This is a genomic window from Aquibacillus sediminis, from assembly GCF_005870085.1.
In the GTDB taxonomy this organism is placed as follows: Bacteria; Bacillota; Bacilli; order Bacillales; family Amphibacillaceae; genus Aquibacillus_E; species Aquibacillus_E sediminis.
On the sequence record NZ_SZNM01000004.1, the window covers coordinates 285804 to 302748 of the forward strand.

Genomic DNA, 16945 nt, shown 5'->3' on the forward strand with positions numbered 1-16945 from the left:
AAGCGGCTAGGTATGACAGGGGGGTAATTACTTATGTTAGGAGAGTCAACATGAAGAAATAAATAAAGAAGGAGATTCTTGTTGAAGGGGAATCAATGTTTCCTACACTTGATGCTAGCAATAGGATTGTTGTTACGAAAACAACAGCATTAGAGCGGTTTGACTTGGTAGTCTTACAGGCGCCAAATAACAAGTCTAAATATGTGAAAAGAATAATTGGGATACCTGGTGATCGTGTAGAAATGAAAAATGATATGTTGTATGTAAACAGAAAAACTTTCGATGAAACATATGTTCATAAAGAGATCGAAGGGAGCAGCTTGAGTCAGCACACCAACAATCTTACGTTACAGGAAATTACTGGAAATTCAGTTGTGCCAGAGGGGTCATTACTTTGTATTAGCTGATAATCGTACGAGAAGTGAAGATAGTGGATTTAATAAAGATAATTCCGCCGTTGTCGGCAAGGCCAAATATCGTTTTTATTCATTTAATGATGTTTAAGAAATACATAATGGAGAAGAGAGAGGTCGGTAGGATGGAGTTTGTTATAGCTATTGGAGTTTTTGTGATAGCCATTACCTGTCTATCAATTGAAGGAAAATTAAGAAAAAACAATGAACTAAACCAACAAATCATAGAATTGTTAAAAAAGAAGCTTGATTAGTTTCTAGCCAGAAGCTATGTCACATCAAAGTGACCGGTGTGCTAGCCCCTATTTATCTTTAGCGACATGCATCAGAGATCAAGGAGGATTGATTATATGAAAAATAAGTTGACTAGCATAAGTTTTATTTTAGTCATTATACTTGTGATCGTACTTGTCTATCAATTATATGTGGCAAAAACACTTCTTAATATACAACAAGAAAGAGATTTTTTAAGTGTTGAATCGCAATTTGAACAGTTAGCTTATCGTTCAGATCGTATAGTAGAGGATTGGGATGATCAAGACTCAGATGCCTCGACAATACTAATGAATGAATTTATCAGGGCAGAAGGATTGCTTTGGGGCAGACCAGCAACAAAGTATTATGAGGTTGGTATTGGTATTCATTCGAATGCAAATTTCACAAGTTTAGCCGAGTTCCTGACCCACTATTATCGTACAGTTTCGAATGATTTAGAAAAACTAGAGTCAGGAGATCGGTCTACTAAACTAAAAGAACGTGTGACAATGATTTCCAAAGATATGGAATTCCTCTCAGAGCATATGAACAGGGAAACATTACATGAATTTTCTAACTATTATGATTTTTATAAACATTGGAGTAACTTAAAAGAAGAGTTAAAAAACAAAGAAGCTGCAAATTGGTAGCCTTTAGAGTTTTAATAAGACCCACAAGGGAGGGGGAGAAATTATTTACAAAGAAGGACTCCTTTTTATTCTATCGGTATTCATAGTGTTTGAATTAATTAGAAGGTATGACACTAAAAGCCCTACACCCATCAATCAATCCATACGTAACATTTTAGTGCCTAGTTTTCTTATATATATTATTACTTTTTTAGCTGATAAGTTTTTGTAGTGCAGGGTAGTATTTCTTCACTATACAAGGGTTTACTAGGAATGTCCAAGTATGGAGGGGATACGTTGAAAAGTAAAGTGATAGTAGTTATAGCTATCCTATCAGTAGCAGTTAATGTTGTATTCGTTGTGCTTTATTTAAAAGGTGAACCAGAAATAAAACATGATACGCCTATTGAAGTAGCTTCTTCCATAATGGTGGCCGCTGGAAATAATGACAATTACCAAAGTATTAAAAGATTGTTACATCAACCATATAGAGAGATTATTTTAGAAGATAAATTAAGACAAATCACTCAAATGCACACGGGTGGTGCAGAATTATTCTCATACTCTGTTGTGAGTTTTAGAGACGAAACAGGAAATGATCATGTCTTGTTATTAAAGTTAACTCCTAAATTAGAGGATGGAAAAATTAAAATCCAAGACATTAAAATAGTTCCAGAAGAATTGGGACAACTCCTAATTGAGTAGTTAATTTTCATTGATGGGTGCTGGATTGTGTGATTAAGTGATGCAGCAAAGGACATTAGAAGAGAATTTAAAGTAAGGGAGTGTTTGTTATGTTTTTATTATTAGCATCTGTAGGCGGTATAAACACTGGGGATATGATTATTCAATTCGTATCCTTTTTCATGTTAGTAGCTATTCCTGTGGCAATGATCATTTTCTTTATTGTTTTGCGAAAAAGTAGTGAAAGATTAAAGCGGGTTGAAGAGAAGCTTGATCAACTGATATCGGAAACAGAAAATAATAACTGACAGAGAGTTACTAGAGTAAATCCTGTATTGTCAAAAAAGCAGTATAGTGCAAGAAGAAGTTACGTTAAATTAGCAGAAATTTGAAAAGGGGAATAATTATGACAGATACTTTAACAATGAAAGAACTACAATCACAAAATGAAATTTTAGAAGCATTTCCAGTCATGAAACAACTACGAAAACATTTAGATGAGGAAACATATCTTGATTTAGTTTTAGATGCAAAAGTTAAAGATAGATATAAAATGGTTGCCTTAATGGATGGAGGAGAAATAGTTGCAGTAACTGGCTTTAAACCAATGATAACACTATACTACGGTCGATTTGTTTGGGTTTGTGATTTAGTGACTGACACAAATAAGCGTTCAAAAGGGTATGGTGAAAAACTACTCAAATATGTTCACGAGTGGGCAAAAGAAAACAATTATGAAAGTGTTGCTTTGTCTTCAGGGCTACAGCGAACGGACGCACACCGTTTCTATGAGGATAAAATGGACTATGACAAAGTAAGCTAAAGCGGCTTTAACATAACTAGGGAGCTAGAATTAATCTATTTTTTAAAGGTATGTCCAAAAGGTGCGAATGCGGAATAAATGTATCTCAATAGTAATGATATAAAAGGTATTAATATGGAATGGAATTTGAACTAAGCCTAAAAAGGAAACGAATTAGAATGTGGTTATATTTTGATGGTTCCCGCTTTTATCTTAGCAATCGCACTGTTCATTTTTCTGCCAAATGAATTTAGTATAGCGGGTACAGTGCCACTTGTAATTGCTTATTTTATTTACTTAGGTTGGGTTATTATGGTCAAAAGGAAACAAAAACAAATATAGCACGTTAACGAGTGGCACGTGTCGGGCAGGGAGTCTGATTTCTTTAGAAAACAGAGGAAACTTGTGTAAGTACAAAGTTATTGAAACTATTTTTAGTTTTATTTCGTAAATAATGATTAGATAACAATGCGGTTAAACTGGGTATAAGAACTTAGTTTCTACTTAAAGGAGAGCTTTCGATGTCACAAAAACTAACAAAATCATCGACGGACAAAGCGTTATTTGGTGTGTGTGGTGGGATAGCAGAATTTTTTGGTATATCTTCTTTCGTCGTAAGGTTAATATTTTTCTTCACTGCATCCGTTTCTGTTATTGTCTATGCACTTCTTGTTTGGGCATTATATGATAAACCATCACTGTAATAAACGTGGTAGTTTCGGTCACTGGCATTACCACTGCAAAAGAAAAGTACGCACTTAAGGAGGTGGCTTAGATGAGACTTACTATCGGTGTAATTATAATATTCTTTTTAAGCTTTCTTATCCCAACATCAGCAGCATCACCAGAAGAGATTGAATTATCGAATGGAGAAGTTGTGAAGGTATTTTTTGAAGAAAGCTCTGACGGTTACAGATATGAAGTTAAATTTGATAACGGTCATCATTACTATTATGAGAAATCTGGAAATATGGGACGTGGTGGCGGCTCATTGGAATTAACAGATGAAGAAAGGAATTTGGCAGAAGAAGCAATTAATACATATGAACAAATGAATGGAGAAGCAACTACATCTACTAATCCATCATCTGGGAATCCAGTTGGTATCTTATTCATATTATTCGGCTTATTGGGGGCGTTATCCCCACGTACAGCATGGTATCTAGAAATTGGTTGGAAACTGCGTGATGCTGAACCTAGTGAACTTGCATTGATTGCCAATCGTGTAGGAGGGATCATCGCTTCGATAGTTGGATTATCTATCTTAATATAATTAATAATAAAACGATAAGTTATGTAGTAGCTACAAGATTGAGAAGAATTATTGTACGAAAGAGGTATTAATACGGAATTGTGAGTTTAATAGATTATAATATTACCTCTTCCTTAACCATATAAAGGAAAACAAGCGGAGTGATTTTAATGGAAGAAACGTTGCAGCAAATACTCAGCGAACTTCAAAATGTTAATCAACGAATGGATGGTTTTGATAAACATTTTGATCATATAAACAATGATATGAAAGAACTAAAAGATGGCAAGAACAACTGAAAGATGGCACAATTAATGGATTTGAAGACCAACAAATGGTGATTGATACTTAAGCGGTTCATTCTGTCAAACAAGAAAGTGAAATAAAGGCTTTTAAACGGATACTGAAAAAACAATAAGGAGCGATTAGTCCCCTATTTTTTTGTCTTTAATTAGTAATCGTAATCTGTATGGTTTTATGATGATTGGTAACCGTGTTGGCATTGTGTGGTAAATTAAGTAGTGAATACGGGAAAAACATGGCAAGGGTGGTAAAATCATGTGGCCGTGCTCAGTAAGTGATTTTTATTGGAGGATCTAAATATAAGGGAGCACTTAGTATAAGATATGGTATAATCCTTGAAGCAATTTAAGCTCCTGCAGATAAATAACTGATGATAATTGGAATTATTAAAATATTGTTGTTTTCTCTAATATCAAGGGGGCACAATTTATGTCGAAAAGCCTATTGAAAATGACTGTGATCATTTCACTTATTTTTAATGTCCTATTTGGTTGGTTTTGGTATGCAAATCATCAAGAAAACAATGACATCAAAAAAGGATTAATTATTCAGTACGTGTCCCATCAAGAAAGAGTATTGTTACTGTTAGAAGAAGCAATAGATCAGACGAATGACAGGGAAAAATTTATTGATTCGCTCCAAGAAGTTATCACAATTTTGTACCATAATAAGCAAATCACTGGTAATGGAACCCCGATTGGACAGTATGGCGATATGCCTTTCAATTTATTTGACCTTAATGGAGAATATGCAGAAGTCGTATACAAGGCGTTAACACAAGCAAAAAATGATCAATTAACAAATCAGACCATTAAGCAATTAGAAGATTATACAGCTAATTTATCAGAGGTAGTAAAAGAGCTTGATTATCGTAATAAACTATGGAATGAAAATTTAACAGAGAACAAACAAGTTTTAAAAGAAGTGAGTGATGTAATAGATCAGTTGTTTAAAAATTAGCATAGCACTTATTTATATTAAAAACAAAGTGTAAAAAAGGCCAGGCACACAATAAAGTTTTGTGCAACTGGCCTTTTTACTTTTATTAACTGATTTCTGTTTGATGTTTATTTGTTGGCCATAGATAACCGATAATTGCTCCAATTAAGGCTGGAACAATCCAACCAAGTCCAATGCCGTAAAGTGGTAAATAGTCTAAGTAGACATTTGTAATTGCTTCCAGGATGGAAAATGTTAGACTAGGTAAGCTCTCGACTAAAGCGCTATAGCCATCAATAATGCTAACGAAGAAGGTTAAAATCATCGATACGACATAAACCCCTTTTTTATGGTCAAAAACAGAGGAGCTTAGACCTAAGACAATAAGTACAATTGCTAACGGATAGAGGAACATTAGAACAGGTATTGCAAATTGTATAATATTGTTTAAGCCAAAGTTGGCAATCGTAAACGATACAAGACATAAAATAAGGACGAACATTTTATAACTCACTTTTGGAAATACTTCATGAAAAAATTCACTACATGCCGTGATCAGTCCGATACTCGTCTTTAAACAAGCAAGTACAATAATAATGGCAAGTAAAATAGCTCCAAATGAACCGAAATAATGTTGGGCTACAGCAGCAAAGATGAGTCCACCATTTTCATATGTTCCAATCGCAGCCACACTGGAAGCTCCCATATACGTGATCAATCCATAAATAATTGTCATTAGTCCCATTGCAAAAATTCCTGATTTCCATGTAGCACTTGCAATTCCCTTCACATCAGTAATTCCTCGCCCCTTAATGGCGTTTATTACGACAATACCAAATGCAAGCGAGGCAAGTGCATCCATTGTGTTATATCCCTCTTGAAATCCAGTCATAAATGCCATGTTTGTATAATCCCCAATTGGCTCATTGAATTGCCCCATCGGCTTCACTAACGCAACAATAATTAATAGGAATAAAAACACTAAAAATGCAGGTGTTAAATACTTACCGATGTAGTCAATAATTTTAGCTGGATTTAGCGAAAAAACATAAACAATCGCAAAAAATAAAAAACTAAATATCCCTAGCCACAAACTGATGTGTTCGGGTTGTATAAAAGGTTCAAAACCAACAACGAATGGTACGGTTGCTGTACGAGGGATCGCGAAAAATGGACCAATCGTTAGATATAGGGCCATACTAAAAACTAAACCAAACAGCGGGTGTACCCTTCCTGCTAGGTCACGTACCCCATTACTCCCAGATAAGCCAATCGCTAAAATACCGAGTAACGGCAGTCCGATCGTTGTTAATAAAAAACCAATGATTGCTGGCCAAAAGTTCGTTCCAGCTAGCTGTCCTAGTTGGATTGGGAAAATGAGGTTCCCAGCTCCAAAATACATACCGAATAACATCGTACCTACGACAGCATAGGTTGATAAAGGTACCTTTTGTTGCATATGCATTGCTCCTTCTTGTTGTTTGTTGCTTTCTTAGTTATGTCGAGTAAAGATTAATAGTAACAAGGATAAGCAAAAGGCACAATACATTTTTTGAAAATTTTTATTAAACAGTAAACAAACGTTTACTAATAATTTAAAAAAGGTGATACAACTCATCAGATTAAACACATAGAAAGCCCATGTTTGCAGAAACTAACGGAAAACATTTTCAATGATGGAGGACATATAAATGGATAATCATTTAAACAATTATCACTTACCACAGTTCCCTGAACCGTATTGGAGAGAATCAACTTCTATTCCTGAGTTTCCGAAATTAGATAAGAGTATCCATGCTGATATTGGTATTGTTGGAGGTGGAATCACCGGAATTACCACTGCTTATTTATTGACGAAAAAAGGATACAAGGTTGCACTTTTGGAAGCAGATAAGCTACTAAACGGTACGACAGGTCATACGACTGCCAAAATTACCGCACAGCATGGTTTGATTTACGATGAACTGATCCAGCATGTGGGGGAAAACAAAGCACAAAAGTATTATCATGCCTGCATGGATGCAAAACAATTTATAAAAGATACGATCACCGAATTTAATATTTCTTGTGATTACAGCAAACAAGACGCCTATATTTACACGAATTCTGATAATTACATTTCCAAAATCGACAAAGAAATGACTGCTTATCAAATGTTAGGTATTGATGGAGAATTAACAAATGAAATTCCGTTAGATTTACCAATCAAAAAAGCGATTGTCATGAAAAATCAAGCACAATTTCATCCTTTAAAATATTTAAAAGCATTGGTCGAATATATAGCGAAAAACGGGGGGCTTATATTTGAAAATTCGACCGCCATTGACGTGGAAAATGGAGATCATCCTAATATCATAACGAGAGACGGTCATCGTGTAACATGTAACCATGTTGTCGCAGCGTCTCACTTTCCATTTTATGGTGGGCAAGGTTATTATTTCGCAAGAATGTATCCAGAACGCTCATACATTGTAGCAGCAAAATCAACGAAGAACTATCCAGGTGGTATGTACATCAATGCGGAACAACCAACAAGGTCGATTCGTTCAACAACAATCGATGATCAAGAATTATGGCTTATTGGTGGGGAAAACCATAAAACAGGCCAAGGGGAGTCGACAATCAAACATTATGAGAAATTAGCACAATTTGCATGGGAAACGTTTGGATTGGAAACATTCCCATATCGCTGGTCTGCTCAGGATTTAACAACATTAGATAAGATTCCATTCATTGGTCGCGTTACAGACGACCAACCAGAAGTTTTAATTGCGACAGGCTTTCGGAAATGGGGCATGACAAGCGGCACCATTGCAGCCCACGTTTTAACTGATTTAATAACGGATCAAGATAATGACTATGTCGATTTGTATGCGCCATCACGTTTTCATGCCGATCCAGATGTAAAAAAATTCTTAAGCATTAATACCGATGTCGCCAAACATTTTATCCATCACAAATTAGAATTCCCAAGTACAAAGATAGAAGAAATAGAAAAGGACCAAGCCAAAATTGTGCGTATTAATGGGAACAGAGCGGGTGTATATCGAGATCAGGATGGGGAAGTACATGCTGTTGATACAACGTGCACCCACATGGGATGTGAAGTGAATTGGAATGAAGGAGATCGCACCTGGGATTGTCCTTGTCATGGTTCGCGTTTTTCCATTGATGGTCAGGTGATGGAGGGACCAGCTCAACAACCATTACAAATGTATCATGTTCAACAGCAGGAGGACACAAATGATTAAAGTTGAAGAACTAGGGACATCTGTGTTTTATGAAAAACTCGGACAAGGGATTCCTATTATATTTATTCACCCACCTGGAATGGGAAGGAGAGTATTTGATTACCAAAAACATCTGTCCGATCAATTTCAACTTCTGTTACCAGATTTAAGTGGTCACGGAGATTCCACATCACCAGAGACGGATGACCTAATTTCTCAATATGTCAAGGAAATTCGGATGATATTAGACCATGAAAACCTAGATAAAGCGATTATTTGCGGTTATTCTGCAGGGGGGATGATCGCTCAGCAGGTTGCATTTTCACATCCTGAACGTTTAAAGGCGTTAATCTTATCTGGCGGCTATCCAAAGGTCAATAGTATTATATTGGCCTCACAATATCACATAGGGATGCGTTTATTCCAAATGTCACCTGACACCCTTGCGAAAATTCTTGCATTCAGTCATACGAATAACCGTAGTTATCAACATATTTTATATCACCATATGAAAAAAAGTAATGTACAAAAATGGTATCAGTTTTATGATGAAACACTTCATTACAACTGCACAACCGAATTGGGCAGTATTCATGTACCGTCTTTAATCATATATGGAAACAATGCGTTTTGGATGAAAAAGCATAGAGGTTATTATCAACATTTACCCTATGCGAAGATTGCGTATATAAAGGAAACATTTCATCAGGTTCCAACTAAACAATGGCAGGCATTCAATCATGTCATAAGGCACTTTTGTAAGATGAACGTAGATTCCAATTAAAATTGTTGTCCATCACACATAATTCGATTATAATAGACATTGGATTTTTCTGCACTGATATAATGAGGAGTAGGGAGGAGTCTCCATTCCCATTTATCCCGCATGTAACTGGCCGTAAGACTCCCACTTCAATCTAACGAGGTAAAAACCAAAGAAGTGGGGAGGGCTGGCTGCTAGTAAATGTCCGATTCTGTTTAACTAACAACCAATGGGGGATGAAAGAACCCCCACTGATTGAAGTTTCACTTTATCCTACTTAGTAATTGTTTTACCATCTATTTCATGGAGATAGAAAAAGGGGTCTTTCGTTTTGAAAATAGTTATAATTACAGAAACATTTATACCATCAACAGACGGAGTTGTGACACGACTTACACATGCTATTAAATATATGAAAAAACAAGGACATGAGGTAGTGGTGATTGCACCAGATTTGGGTGTCTATGAATATGAAGGAGCACAAATCGAAGGGGTAAAAGCAACAACATTACCATTTTATCGTTACAGACCGTTTGCCTTACCACAGAAAAAGGTGAAACGTCTCTTACAAAAACATAACCCTGACCTTGTGCATGTGGTAAATCCTGCTTTGATTGGTGCTACAGGTGTCCATTATGCAGAGAAATTAGGATATCCTTTAATCGCTTCTTATCATACTCATGTACCAAAGTATTTTGATTATTATAATTTCGGACTTTTAAAACCTGTTTGTTGGAGTTACTTTAGAATGTTACATAATAAAGCTGATATCAATTTGTGTACGTCAGGAACCGTACGTAAAGAATTAATAGAAAAAGATTTCTTTAATGTACATCTTTGGGAACGTGGTGTTGACATTGATCGTTATCATCCAATTCATAAGAATGAATCGATGAGAGAGCGTCTTACAAATGGGAGCAAAGATAAAAAGTTACTTTTATTTGTAGGACGCTTAGCAAGCGAAAAAGAAATTCACAAATTGAAGCCATTAGTAAAACAAAGGGATGACGTGTGTTTAGCAATTGTTGGTGACGGACCAGCAAGAGAGGATTTAGAACAAACATTCTCTGGAACAGATACCGTTTTTACTGGCTTTATGCATGGGGAACAATTAGCGCAAGCATTCGCTTCAGCGGATGCATTTATGTTTCCATCTGTCACCGAGACACTAGGGTTAGTTATTTTAGAAGCGATGGCTTCGGGGTTGCCTGTCATAGCAGCTAAAAGTGGACCAACGATGGAGCAAATCACTGATGGTAAGACAGGAATCCTATTCGAAAATGAAAATACAGCAAGTTTAATTGAGGCAGTTAATCAATTAGATAATGAAGTTTTGTATAAAGAGTTGCGAAAATGCGCCCGAGCAGAAGCAGAAAAATTCAGTTGGTCACGGCCATCCGCGCAGTTACTTAAGTTTTACGAAAAAACATTACAATTAAATGATGTAGAAATTGTTGCAACACAAACATAAAAATCATTTTATAATTTTTTGATATCTCAATATCTCAAGGTTACTTAACCTTTGAGACTTGAGATATTGTTTTACCATTAACTTCCGATAATATATATTATGACCGGGGCGTTATTAGAAACTTACAAAAACCCCCCTTTCTATTTATTCAACCCTATATCGATAACTATGATCTTTACTGTTTTCAATATCAATAAATTTCGCGCTATACTCAATAACATCATTCACATTATACTGATGTTTTTTTGCAAACTCTTTAACATTCTCTATTAATTCCTTATCATAAGTCGTTTTATATTGAACCCGGTCTTTAGGTCGTGTTTGCTTGTCAAAATCAATCGAATCTTGCTTTAAAACTTTTGTTAGACCTGTTTCTAATAAATAATTGGTGTGTGTACCATTTTCTTCTGCAATTTGATTTAGTTCTTCTATAAGCGACTTACTAATGTTTGTTCGAAATTTAACTCTACTAGTATCCGTTGTTTGAACTAATTTGCCTTTAACAACTTTCCACATTAGTTTTACACTCCTTTGATTGCTAGATGTCATCATTCTTTTTTTACAACAACATGATTCATGTCATTCATTTGAACTGTTTTCGGGCACTCCAAGCTTATAAAGCGAACAAACGTTCTAAGTGTGTGTATTGACCACACAATGTCCTTAATGGGTTAAGTATATATGGTTAATCATCTTCTTAACAGCTAAAACTCATTTTCATTACCACCTTGTTACGAAGTTTATTATACAAATTTTCAACTTATATCCAAGGCCATTCCAATTAATATATTAACGGAAATGGTGTCGACTTTTGCAAAACTCCTTGAAATTGAAATTTGTATTGCTCATCATTTAGGATATGTACTTCTTTGTAACTAGATCCGCAAGACAGTACTCTTTCACTCCTGCTTTTTCAAAAAGCTTAAATTACTTCCTACGTCTACTTTATCTAATTCAGATAATCCTATCTGGTCATCCATTACATCCTTTGGCATCTTCAGGGAGAAATTAAGTCATTTTTCATTATTATTCGAACAAATGATGTAACAAGCGATCTTTATCCTCGAAAAATTGCTTCATAATCCTATAATGTTGACTTTCCTCTAGTTTGACATCGTCCATGCCCTCCTCGGTTAGTTCTATGATTTTCGCATGCGGATATGCCATAAGGATTGGTGAGTGTGTGGAGATAATAAACTGCGACCCTTGATGAACAAGTTCATTGATTCGAGCTAATAAGGACAATTGCCTTAAAGGGGATAATGCTGCCTCAGGTTCATCCAACATGTATAAGCCATTCCCTGAAACCGTTCATTAAAAGCAGCAAAAAATGACTCTCCATGGGATTGCTCGTGTAATGATTTTCCTCCAAAGGAATCAATAATTTTACCCCCACCAGGTTCTTTGTCTAAATTTTCGATATTGGTTGCTACATTGTAAAACGTTTCCGAACGAAAGAAAAATTGATCCTTTGCACGATACGTCCCTTTTACAACACGCAAATAGTCATCTAAGTTAGAATGGGAATCGAAGCTAGAAAAGTTAAAATTAAACGTGCCACCTTCAGGATTAAAGCCTAGAACAACAGCAATGCCTTCAAGTAATGTTGACTTTCCCGTGCCATTTTCACCGATAATATAGGTGACGTTTGGGTGAAGTTTTAATTCGTTAAATTTTCGAATGGTTGGTAGTGACAGTGGGAACTGATCATAGGATGGAATCTGATCCCTTTTCAAATATACCTCTCTTATAAATTGGGTATCATAGTTTAATAGCATGGTGTCCTCCTCCAAAGCATTTAGATAAAATTAAACTCGCTTATGGTGCAAATGGGAAGTACGTAAAGGCAACAATAAATAGCGCAAATCCTCCAACCCAAATGTATAAGATACTAAACAAAATGACGAAACCTATCCATCCCCAGCGCTGCCAAGATTGTTTTGTTAACGCTAGCTTGACTAAGCGATAGTTGATGATCCCAAGTACATAAAAACCTAATATTAAAAAACATGGTACGACCCACTGACCAACTGACGTGGAAGCTTCTGTTGTCCGTGCGGAAAAGAAGCCTGACTGGAGTTTTATGATTTGCGACACTACTATGAATATAACAGCAAACACAGCACCAGTGCCACCAATCCACTTCTTTTCTACTTTAGTCATCCCTATCAATAAACACCAACCAATCACAATAAATAAAATAAATAAAATATAATCGATTGTAGACAGCTCCTTTTTTGCCAACATAACAGACGCGCTTTTCCACCTTAAGGTTAAGGTTCATAATAATTATCAAAAAGAGTCCGCTTTATTTAAGTAACATCCGGCGGCGATGAGGAACCTCGCCCCTGGATGGTGTATTACTTTAGATATAGTTGTGACATAATTGCCGTTGATTTTCATTCCAGATAAATTTGTTAAATAAACAATAGGATGACTAAATCAATATTTCTTTTCATCATTTCTTTATCCACCAGCATTATTTCTCACTTTTAATTTATCCTTTATTTTTATACTCACAGGAGAAATGGGCTATTTGTAATCCAGATCTTTCAATGGTGGGAAGACCACCTTTATCATAGCATTTATCTACCATGTTTTTGACTTCTATATAGTTAAAATACTGCTGCGTAATTAATATAAAACCAGCAATGATAATTAAACAGGCAATGATGATAACTATTGGATTTGACTGTACGAACGATTTAAAATTCATTAATTAACCCCTTATCTTTTTGTTTTGATTCCTCAAACATCTCATTTGTTGTTATTCCCCAATATTTACCAACCATTTACGTAACTTAGCTTTTGGATAATATACTATACCCTTTACAGTGATGTGTGGAGCGTTAGGATATGCTTCTAATAAAGCTTTTTCATCCTATTTCCCTACACCGATAAAGTAATGGACTTCTGTTCCTTTTATTAGCTCATGATCATTTTACTTTATCAAAACGATCAAAAAATTTTGGGTTACGGGGTTTCTGAAATTTTAAGTCCCTCACCGATAAAATAACCAGCGACCTCAATTCGAATCGCGCTCCATCGTAGTAATGATCCTCTTCTCATTTATTCAATATAGATGAATTTTTCGAAATTTTCAATTGATCAACACGTTGTAACTAATACCTAGAATCTCAAACATGAACTTTTATTTGACTCTTACTAACCGATTGTTCTATTCGGATTCCCTATCTTTGTTTCATTTCTTCTAAATATTTTTTTACATCCATTGATTTAAAAAGTAATATAATTATGGTTAGTGCAATGACTATAAGGATAAGACTAATCATCGTTGAGATCAAACTCCCACCAGTATAAAGAATAACAAGCTGTAAAATCGTAACCGTTAACCCAATAAATACCAAACTTCCTATTCTTAATTTATGCAGTTCTGTTAACTTATTCATATACCCCCCTAAAAGTCACAGACCTACCATCCTTATTCTACATACGACTCACACATAAAAAAGTTTCACTATATTTAGGACATAGGGACAGGTTTGTTGTCCCACCTGTTGGTCCTTCCGCCTTTTAACAGGTGGGCGGGATAGTTCACTATCCACTTGTCCCAATAAAAATGCAATCAATGGGAATAGTAAAGGGTGAAGGATGGTGAACTATATGGAAGCCTTTACTCATTATAAAATAAAAGAGACAGATGATGGCTTTGAGGTCATTTTATATCTAGATGAAAACTTAACAGAGTTCTCAGATGAGTTAGGAACTGTCCCCAAGATGAAGGAGTCGGATATTGAAAAGGAAGCAGTAAGTTATGTAAAAAGGCTCCTTCCCTCTTTAAAGGTGAAATCAGTTAAAATTATGGCTGGTGCTATGTTGTTAACATCATTAGCATTCGGTGCCGTCACAGATCATCAAGTAGCCGCGGCTGAAAGCCCTGTAAATCAAACACAAAGCCTGTCTTCCTATACTGTATCAGCTGGAGATACTCTATATGGGATTGCTAAACGCACTGGCACTACGGTAGATGCAATCAAACAAGCAAACCAGTTATCGTCAAACGTGATACAAGTCGGCCAGACATTAACGATACCTACTAGCGCTACATCCAATCCAACTCAAGCAAGCGGAACAACCTATCAAGTCGTTTCAGGAGATACCTTATATGGAATTGCAGCACGTAACGGAACAACGGTAGATGCAATCAAACAAGCGAACCAATTATCATCTAATTTGTTACAGGTTGGTCAGACGCTAACCATACCTGGTACTGCATCATCGCCGATGCCGACAGATACAACATTATCATCACCAACAAAACAAACAGAACAACAGGAAGATCTAAATCAGGAAGAAGTAGAGTGGCTAGCGAAGATGATATACAGTGAAGGTAGGGGTGAATCCTTAGAAGGACAAATTGCTATTGGAGCTGTGATTATGAATCGTGTAGAAAGTCCAATATTTCCGAACAATGTAAAAGATGTTTTATTTGAGAAAAGTTATGGGTATTATCAATTTACGCCAGCAGAAACGGGCGCGATTAACAATGCAACACCGAACGCACAAAACATAGAAGCGGCAGAACGAGCGATTCAAGGGGAAGATCCAACAAATGGAGCATTATTTTTTTACAACCCTGATAAAACATCAAGTTCCTATCTTAAAAGTCGTACCGTTTCAACTATTATAGGTAACCATACGTTTGCGTTTTAAAATGGGACAGGGTTGCTTTCCCCCTTCTTTTTTTGCTTAAAAAAGGTAGCCTGTCTCCTTGTACTACCAATGTTAATCTGAACATTTTTTCCTTTCTTGGACAGGATTTTTGCTCGTTGTCAGTCAATGGGCGGATCTGTCTCCCTCCTGTCTCTTCTTTTATCTTTTGGCATATTAAAAACCCCCCAAAGTTAGTTTTTCTAACTTTTGGTGGGGTTGTACAATCCGCTTGCTCTATTTCCTCTTCGGCTAGCCATTAGTGGGTTGCTAAATATGTCGCTTTGTCTCTACTTACTGGGACAGAGTCCCTGTCCCCATGTCCCACCCTTTGGCTTTTTCGTTGGTCATTTTTACAAATTTATTTTCATAGGTGCGTTTTTTCTTGGTGTTACCGGTGGCTTCGAAGAATTTAATGGTATCTGCAAGGGCATTTTCTAATAAGTCTGGGTCATTTGTTTTTTCGATTTCTTCGATGGCGTTCTCATAATTTCTTCCAGCCTGTAATGTATTTGGTTGTTCTTTATTCTCCAAGCAGTATGCATATTGCATATAGATCATACCAACTTCTTTAGGAGAATAATTAGGGAGTTTCAAATGAATAGCAATTGCCTGTTCATAGTATGGAACTGCTTGATCATACTGCGATTGATCAAAATAATTAAATGCCATCTCTGTATACGCTTCTGCATGGACTAACTTATTGGCAAGAGTTGATTCATCAAACATTGGAAAGGCCTCTTCCAAATACATATTAGCTTTTTCATACTCATTTTTACTTCCATACATTTTAGCGATACTTACGAGACTATTAATTTTAATTTCTGCGTTCGTATCTCCAGCAAGTTCAAGTGTCTTTTGTAAATAATCAATCGCATCATCTGTTTCATTGATCATGGAATGGAGCGCACCAAGTTTGAAATGAAGAAACAGTACCATTTGGTTTTGATCATTTTGTGCATTTTCTTGTTGAAAATAAGTTAAACCACGCTTATAATACTTGATTGCTCTAAGGAACTTTTCTAAATTTTCTTCCGCTTCCCCTAGTACGAGATAAGCACGTGCCGCTTTTATCTGGTCAATTGGTTCCTCATTTTCGATTTGTTTCACGGCGTCTGACATAATTTTTCGCGCAAGCTTATAATCGCACATAAATGCTAAATTACCATATAAGATAATTTCATCGGTTGATTTGTCTTGCATATCTTGATATAAGTCTTTAATAATCGCTGCTGCTTGTCTTCCTTCTCCTATTTGCGAATGACAAGTTGCATCAAGAAGGGACAAAGTGGTCCCCAACGTTTTACTTGTTTCATGGTTTTGTCGAAACTCTTTTGTTTTTGATAACACATTAGGAAAGTGTCCGCGTTTGAACTCATCCACAATTACTTGCACTTCCTCTTTGTTATCCTCATTTATGTATGCTTTTAGATTTTCTTCTACATTTAAAATATCCATTGTTGACATATATCTTACTCCTATCTTTCCAAATTAGTAGTCGTTTATCACTTTTAAGTGGTCACTTAAAAAAAG

General features: G+C 35.9%; 20 protein-coding genes and 1 pseudogene. 14 read left to right on the plus strand and 7 right to left on the minus strand.

Translation table 11 applies throughout. The features are described 5' to 3' along the window. Positions 1-74: 74 nt before the first annotated feature. The 10 genes from lepB (at position 75) to FCI53_RS06770 (ending at position 5298) form a co-directional block, all read left to right on the plus strand. On the plus strand, positions 75-407 hold the full coding sequence (lepB, locus tag FCI53_RS06735) for a signal peptidase I (RefSeq protein ID WP_281279510.1): 333 nt from the start codon (positions 75-77) through the stop codon (positions 405-407). Between the two features lie 23 nt (positions 408-430). Beyond that, complete coding sequence (locus FCI53_RS21350; RefSeq protein ID WP_171038087.1) at positions 431-667, plus strand: hypothetical protein; 237 nt, start codon at positions 431-433, stop codon at positions 665-667. Positions 668-763: 96 nt separating this feature from the next. Next, entirely contained in the window at positions 764-1318 is a 555-nt protein-coding gene (locus FCI53_RS06740; protein ID WP_138417119.1) for a hypothetical protein, read from the plus strand. Positions 1319-1570: 252 nt separating this feature from the next. After that, positions 1571-2002, plus strand: a complete 432-nt coding sequence (locus tag FCI53_RS06745) for a hypothetical protein (protein ID WP_138417121.1) — start codon at positions 1571-1573, stop codon at positions 2000-2002. 89 nt (positions 2003-2091) lie between these two features. Continuing rightward, a complete protein-coding gene (locus FCI53_RS06750) occupies positions 2092-2289 on the plus strand; it encodes a hypothetical protein (protein ID WP_138417123.1) in 198 nt (65 codons plus the stop codon). Between the two features lie 98 nt (positions 2290-2387). Beyond that, positions 2388-2804: a GNAT family N-acetyltransferase gene (locus FCI53_RS06755; RefSeq protein ID WP_138417125.1), complete on the plus strand. Its 417-nt coding sequence runs from the start codon at positions 2388-2390 to the stop codon at positions 2802-2804. 500 nt (positions 2805-3304) lie between these two features. Beyond that, positions 3305-3487, plus strand: coding sequence for a PspC domain-containing protein (locus FCI53_RS06760; RefSeq protein ID WP_138417127.1), 183 nt, complete (start codon positions 3305-3307; stop codon positions 3485-3487). 71 nt (positions 3488-3558) lie between these two features. Continuing rightward, entirely contained in the window at positions 3559-4056 is a 498-nt protein-coding gene (locus tag FCI53_RS06765; protein WP_138417129.1) for a DUF6199 family natural product biosynthesis protein, read from the plus strand. A gap of 149 nt (positions 4057-4205) precedes the next feature. Beyond that, positions 4206-4334 carry a hypothetical protein gene (locus FCI53_RS22015; RefSeq protein WP_281279505.1) on the plus strand — a complete coding sequence of 43 codons (129 nt, stop codon included), beginning with the start codon at positions 4206-4208 and terminating at the stop codon, positions 4332-4334. A gap of 433 nt (positions 4335-4767) precedes the next feature. Continuing rightward, positions 4768-5298 (plus strand): hypothetical protein, encoded by a 531-nt coding sequence (locus tag FCI53_RS06770; protein WP_138417131.1) that lies wholly within the window; start codon positions 4768-4770, stop codon positions 5296-5298. Between the two features lie 85 nt (positions 5299-5383). On the opposite strand, the gene brnQ is transcribed toward FCI53_RS06770, so the two are convergent. Further along, entirely contained in the window at positions 5384-6736 is a 1353-nt protein-coding gene (gene brnQ, locus FCI53_RS06775; RefSeq protein ID WP_138417133.1) for a branched-chain amino acid transport system II carrier protein, read from the minus strand. A 232-nt stretch (positions 6737-6968) separates the two neighbouring features. Here brnQ and FCI53_RS06780 point away from each other — a divergent pair, with 232 nt between their 5' ends. The 3 genes from FCI53_RS06780 (at position 6969) to FCI53_RS06790 (ending at position 10741) form a co-directional block, all read left to right on the plus strand. Then, on the plus strand, positions 6969-8528 hold the full coding sequence (locus FCI53_RS06780) for an FAD-dependent oxidoreductase (protein WP_138417135.1): 1560 nt from the start codon (positions 6969-6971) through the stop codon (positions 8526-8528). After that, positions 8521-9291 carry an alpha/beta fold hydrolase gene (locus tag FCI53_RS06785; RefSeq protein WP_171038088.1) on the plus strand — a complete coding sequence of 257 codons (771 nt, stop codon included), beginning with the start codon at positions 8521-8523 and terminating at the stop codon, positions 9289-9291. Before FCI53_RS06780 ends, FCI53_RS06785 begins: the two co-directional genes overlap by 8 nt. A 310-nt stretch (positions 9292-9601) precedes the next feature. Then, positions 9602-10741, plus strand: a complete 1140-nt coding sequence (locus tag FCI53_RS06790) for a glycosyltransferase family 4 protein (RefSeq protein ID WP_138417139.1) — start codon at positions 9602-9604, stop codon at positions 10739-10741. A gap of 144 nt (positions 10742-10885) precedes the next feature. Here FCI53_RS06790 and FCI53_RS06795 read toward each other — a convergent pair whose 3' ends face one another. The 5 genes and pseudogenes from FCI53_RS06795 to FCI53_RS06820 all read right to left on the minus strand — a co-directional run bounded on the left by FCI53_RS06795 (position 10886) and on the right by FCI53_RS06820 (position 14151). Further along, positions 10886-11257: an rRNA methyltransferase gene (locus tag FCI53_RS06795; RefSeq protein WP_138417141.1), complete on the minus strand. Its 372-nt coding sequence runs from the start codon at positions 11255-11257 to the stop codon at positions 10886-10888. A gap of 510 nt (positions 11258-11767) precedes the next feature. Further along, positions 11768-12519, minus strand: a pseudogene (locus tag FCI53_RS06800) (AAA family ATPase). Positions 12520-12559: 40 nt separating this feature from the next. Then, positions 12560-12988 (minus strand): hypothetical protein, encoded by a 429-nt coding sequence (locus tag FCI53_RS06805; RefSeq protein WP_138417143.1) that lies wholly within the window; start codon positions 12986-12988, stop codon positions 12560-12562. Positions 12989-13238: 250 nt separating this feature from the next. After that, positions 13239-13457 (minus strand): hypothetical protein, encoded by a 219-nt coding sequence (locus tag FCI53_RS06810; protein WP_138417145.1) that lies wholly within the window; start codon positions 13455-13457, stop codon positions 13239-13241. A gap of 475 nt (positions 13458-13932) precedes the next feature. Beyond that, complete coding sequence (locus FCI53_RS06820) at positions 13933-14151, minus strand: hypothetical protein (RefSeq protein WP_138417148.1); 219 nt, start codon at positions 14149-14151, stop codon at positions 13933-13935. Positions 14152-14365: 214 nt separating this feature from the next. Between FCI53_RS06820 and FCI53_RS06825 the strand changes: the two genes are divergently transcribed. Then, positions 14366-15415 (plus strand): LysM peptidoglycan-binding domain-containing protein, encoded by a 1050-nt coding sequence (locus tag FCI53_RS06825; RefSeq protein WP_138417238.1) that lies wholly within the window; start codon positions 14366-14368, stop codon positions 15413-15415. A gap of 291 nt (positions 15416-15706) precedes the next feature. On the opposite strand, the gene FCI53_RS06830 is transcribed toward FCI53_RS06825, so the two are convergent. Further along, positions 15707-16879, minus strand: coding sequence for a tetratricopeptide repeat protein (locus FCI53_RS06830; RefSeq protein WP_138417150.1), 1173 nt, complete (start codon positions 16877-16879; stop codon positions 15707-15709). Between the last annotated feature and the right edge of the window lie 66 nt (positions 16880-16945).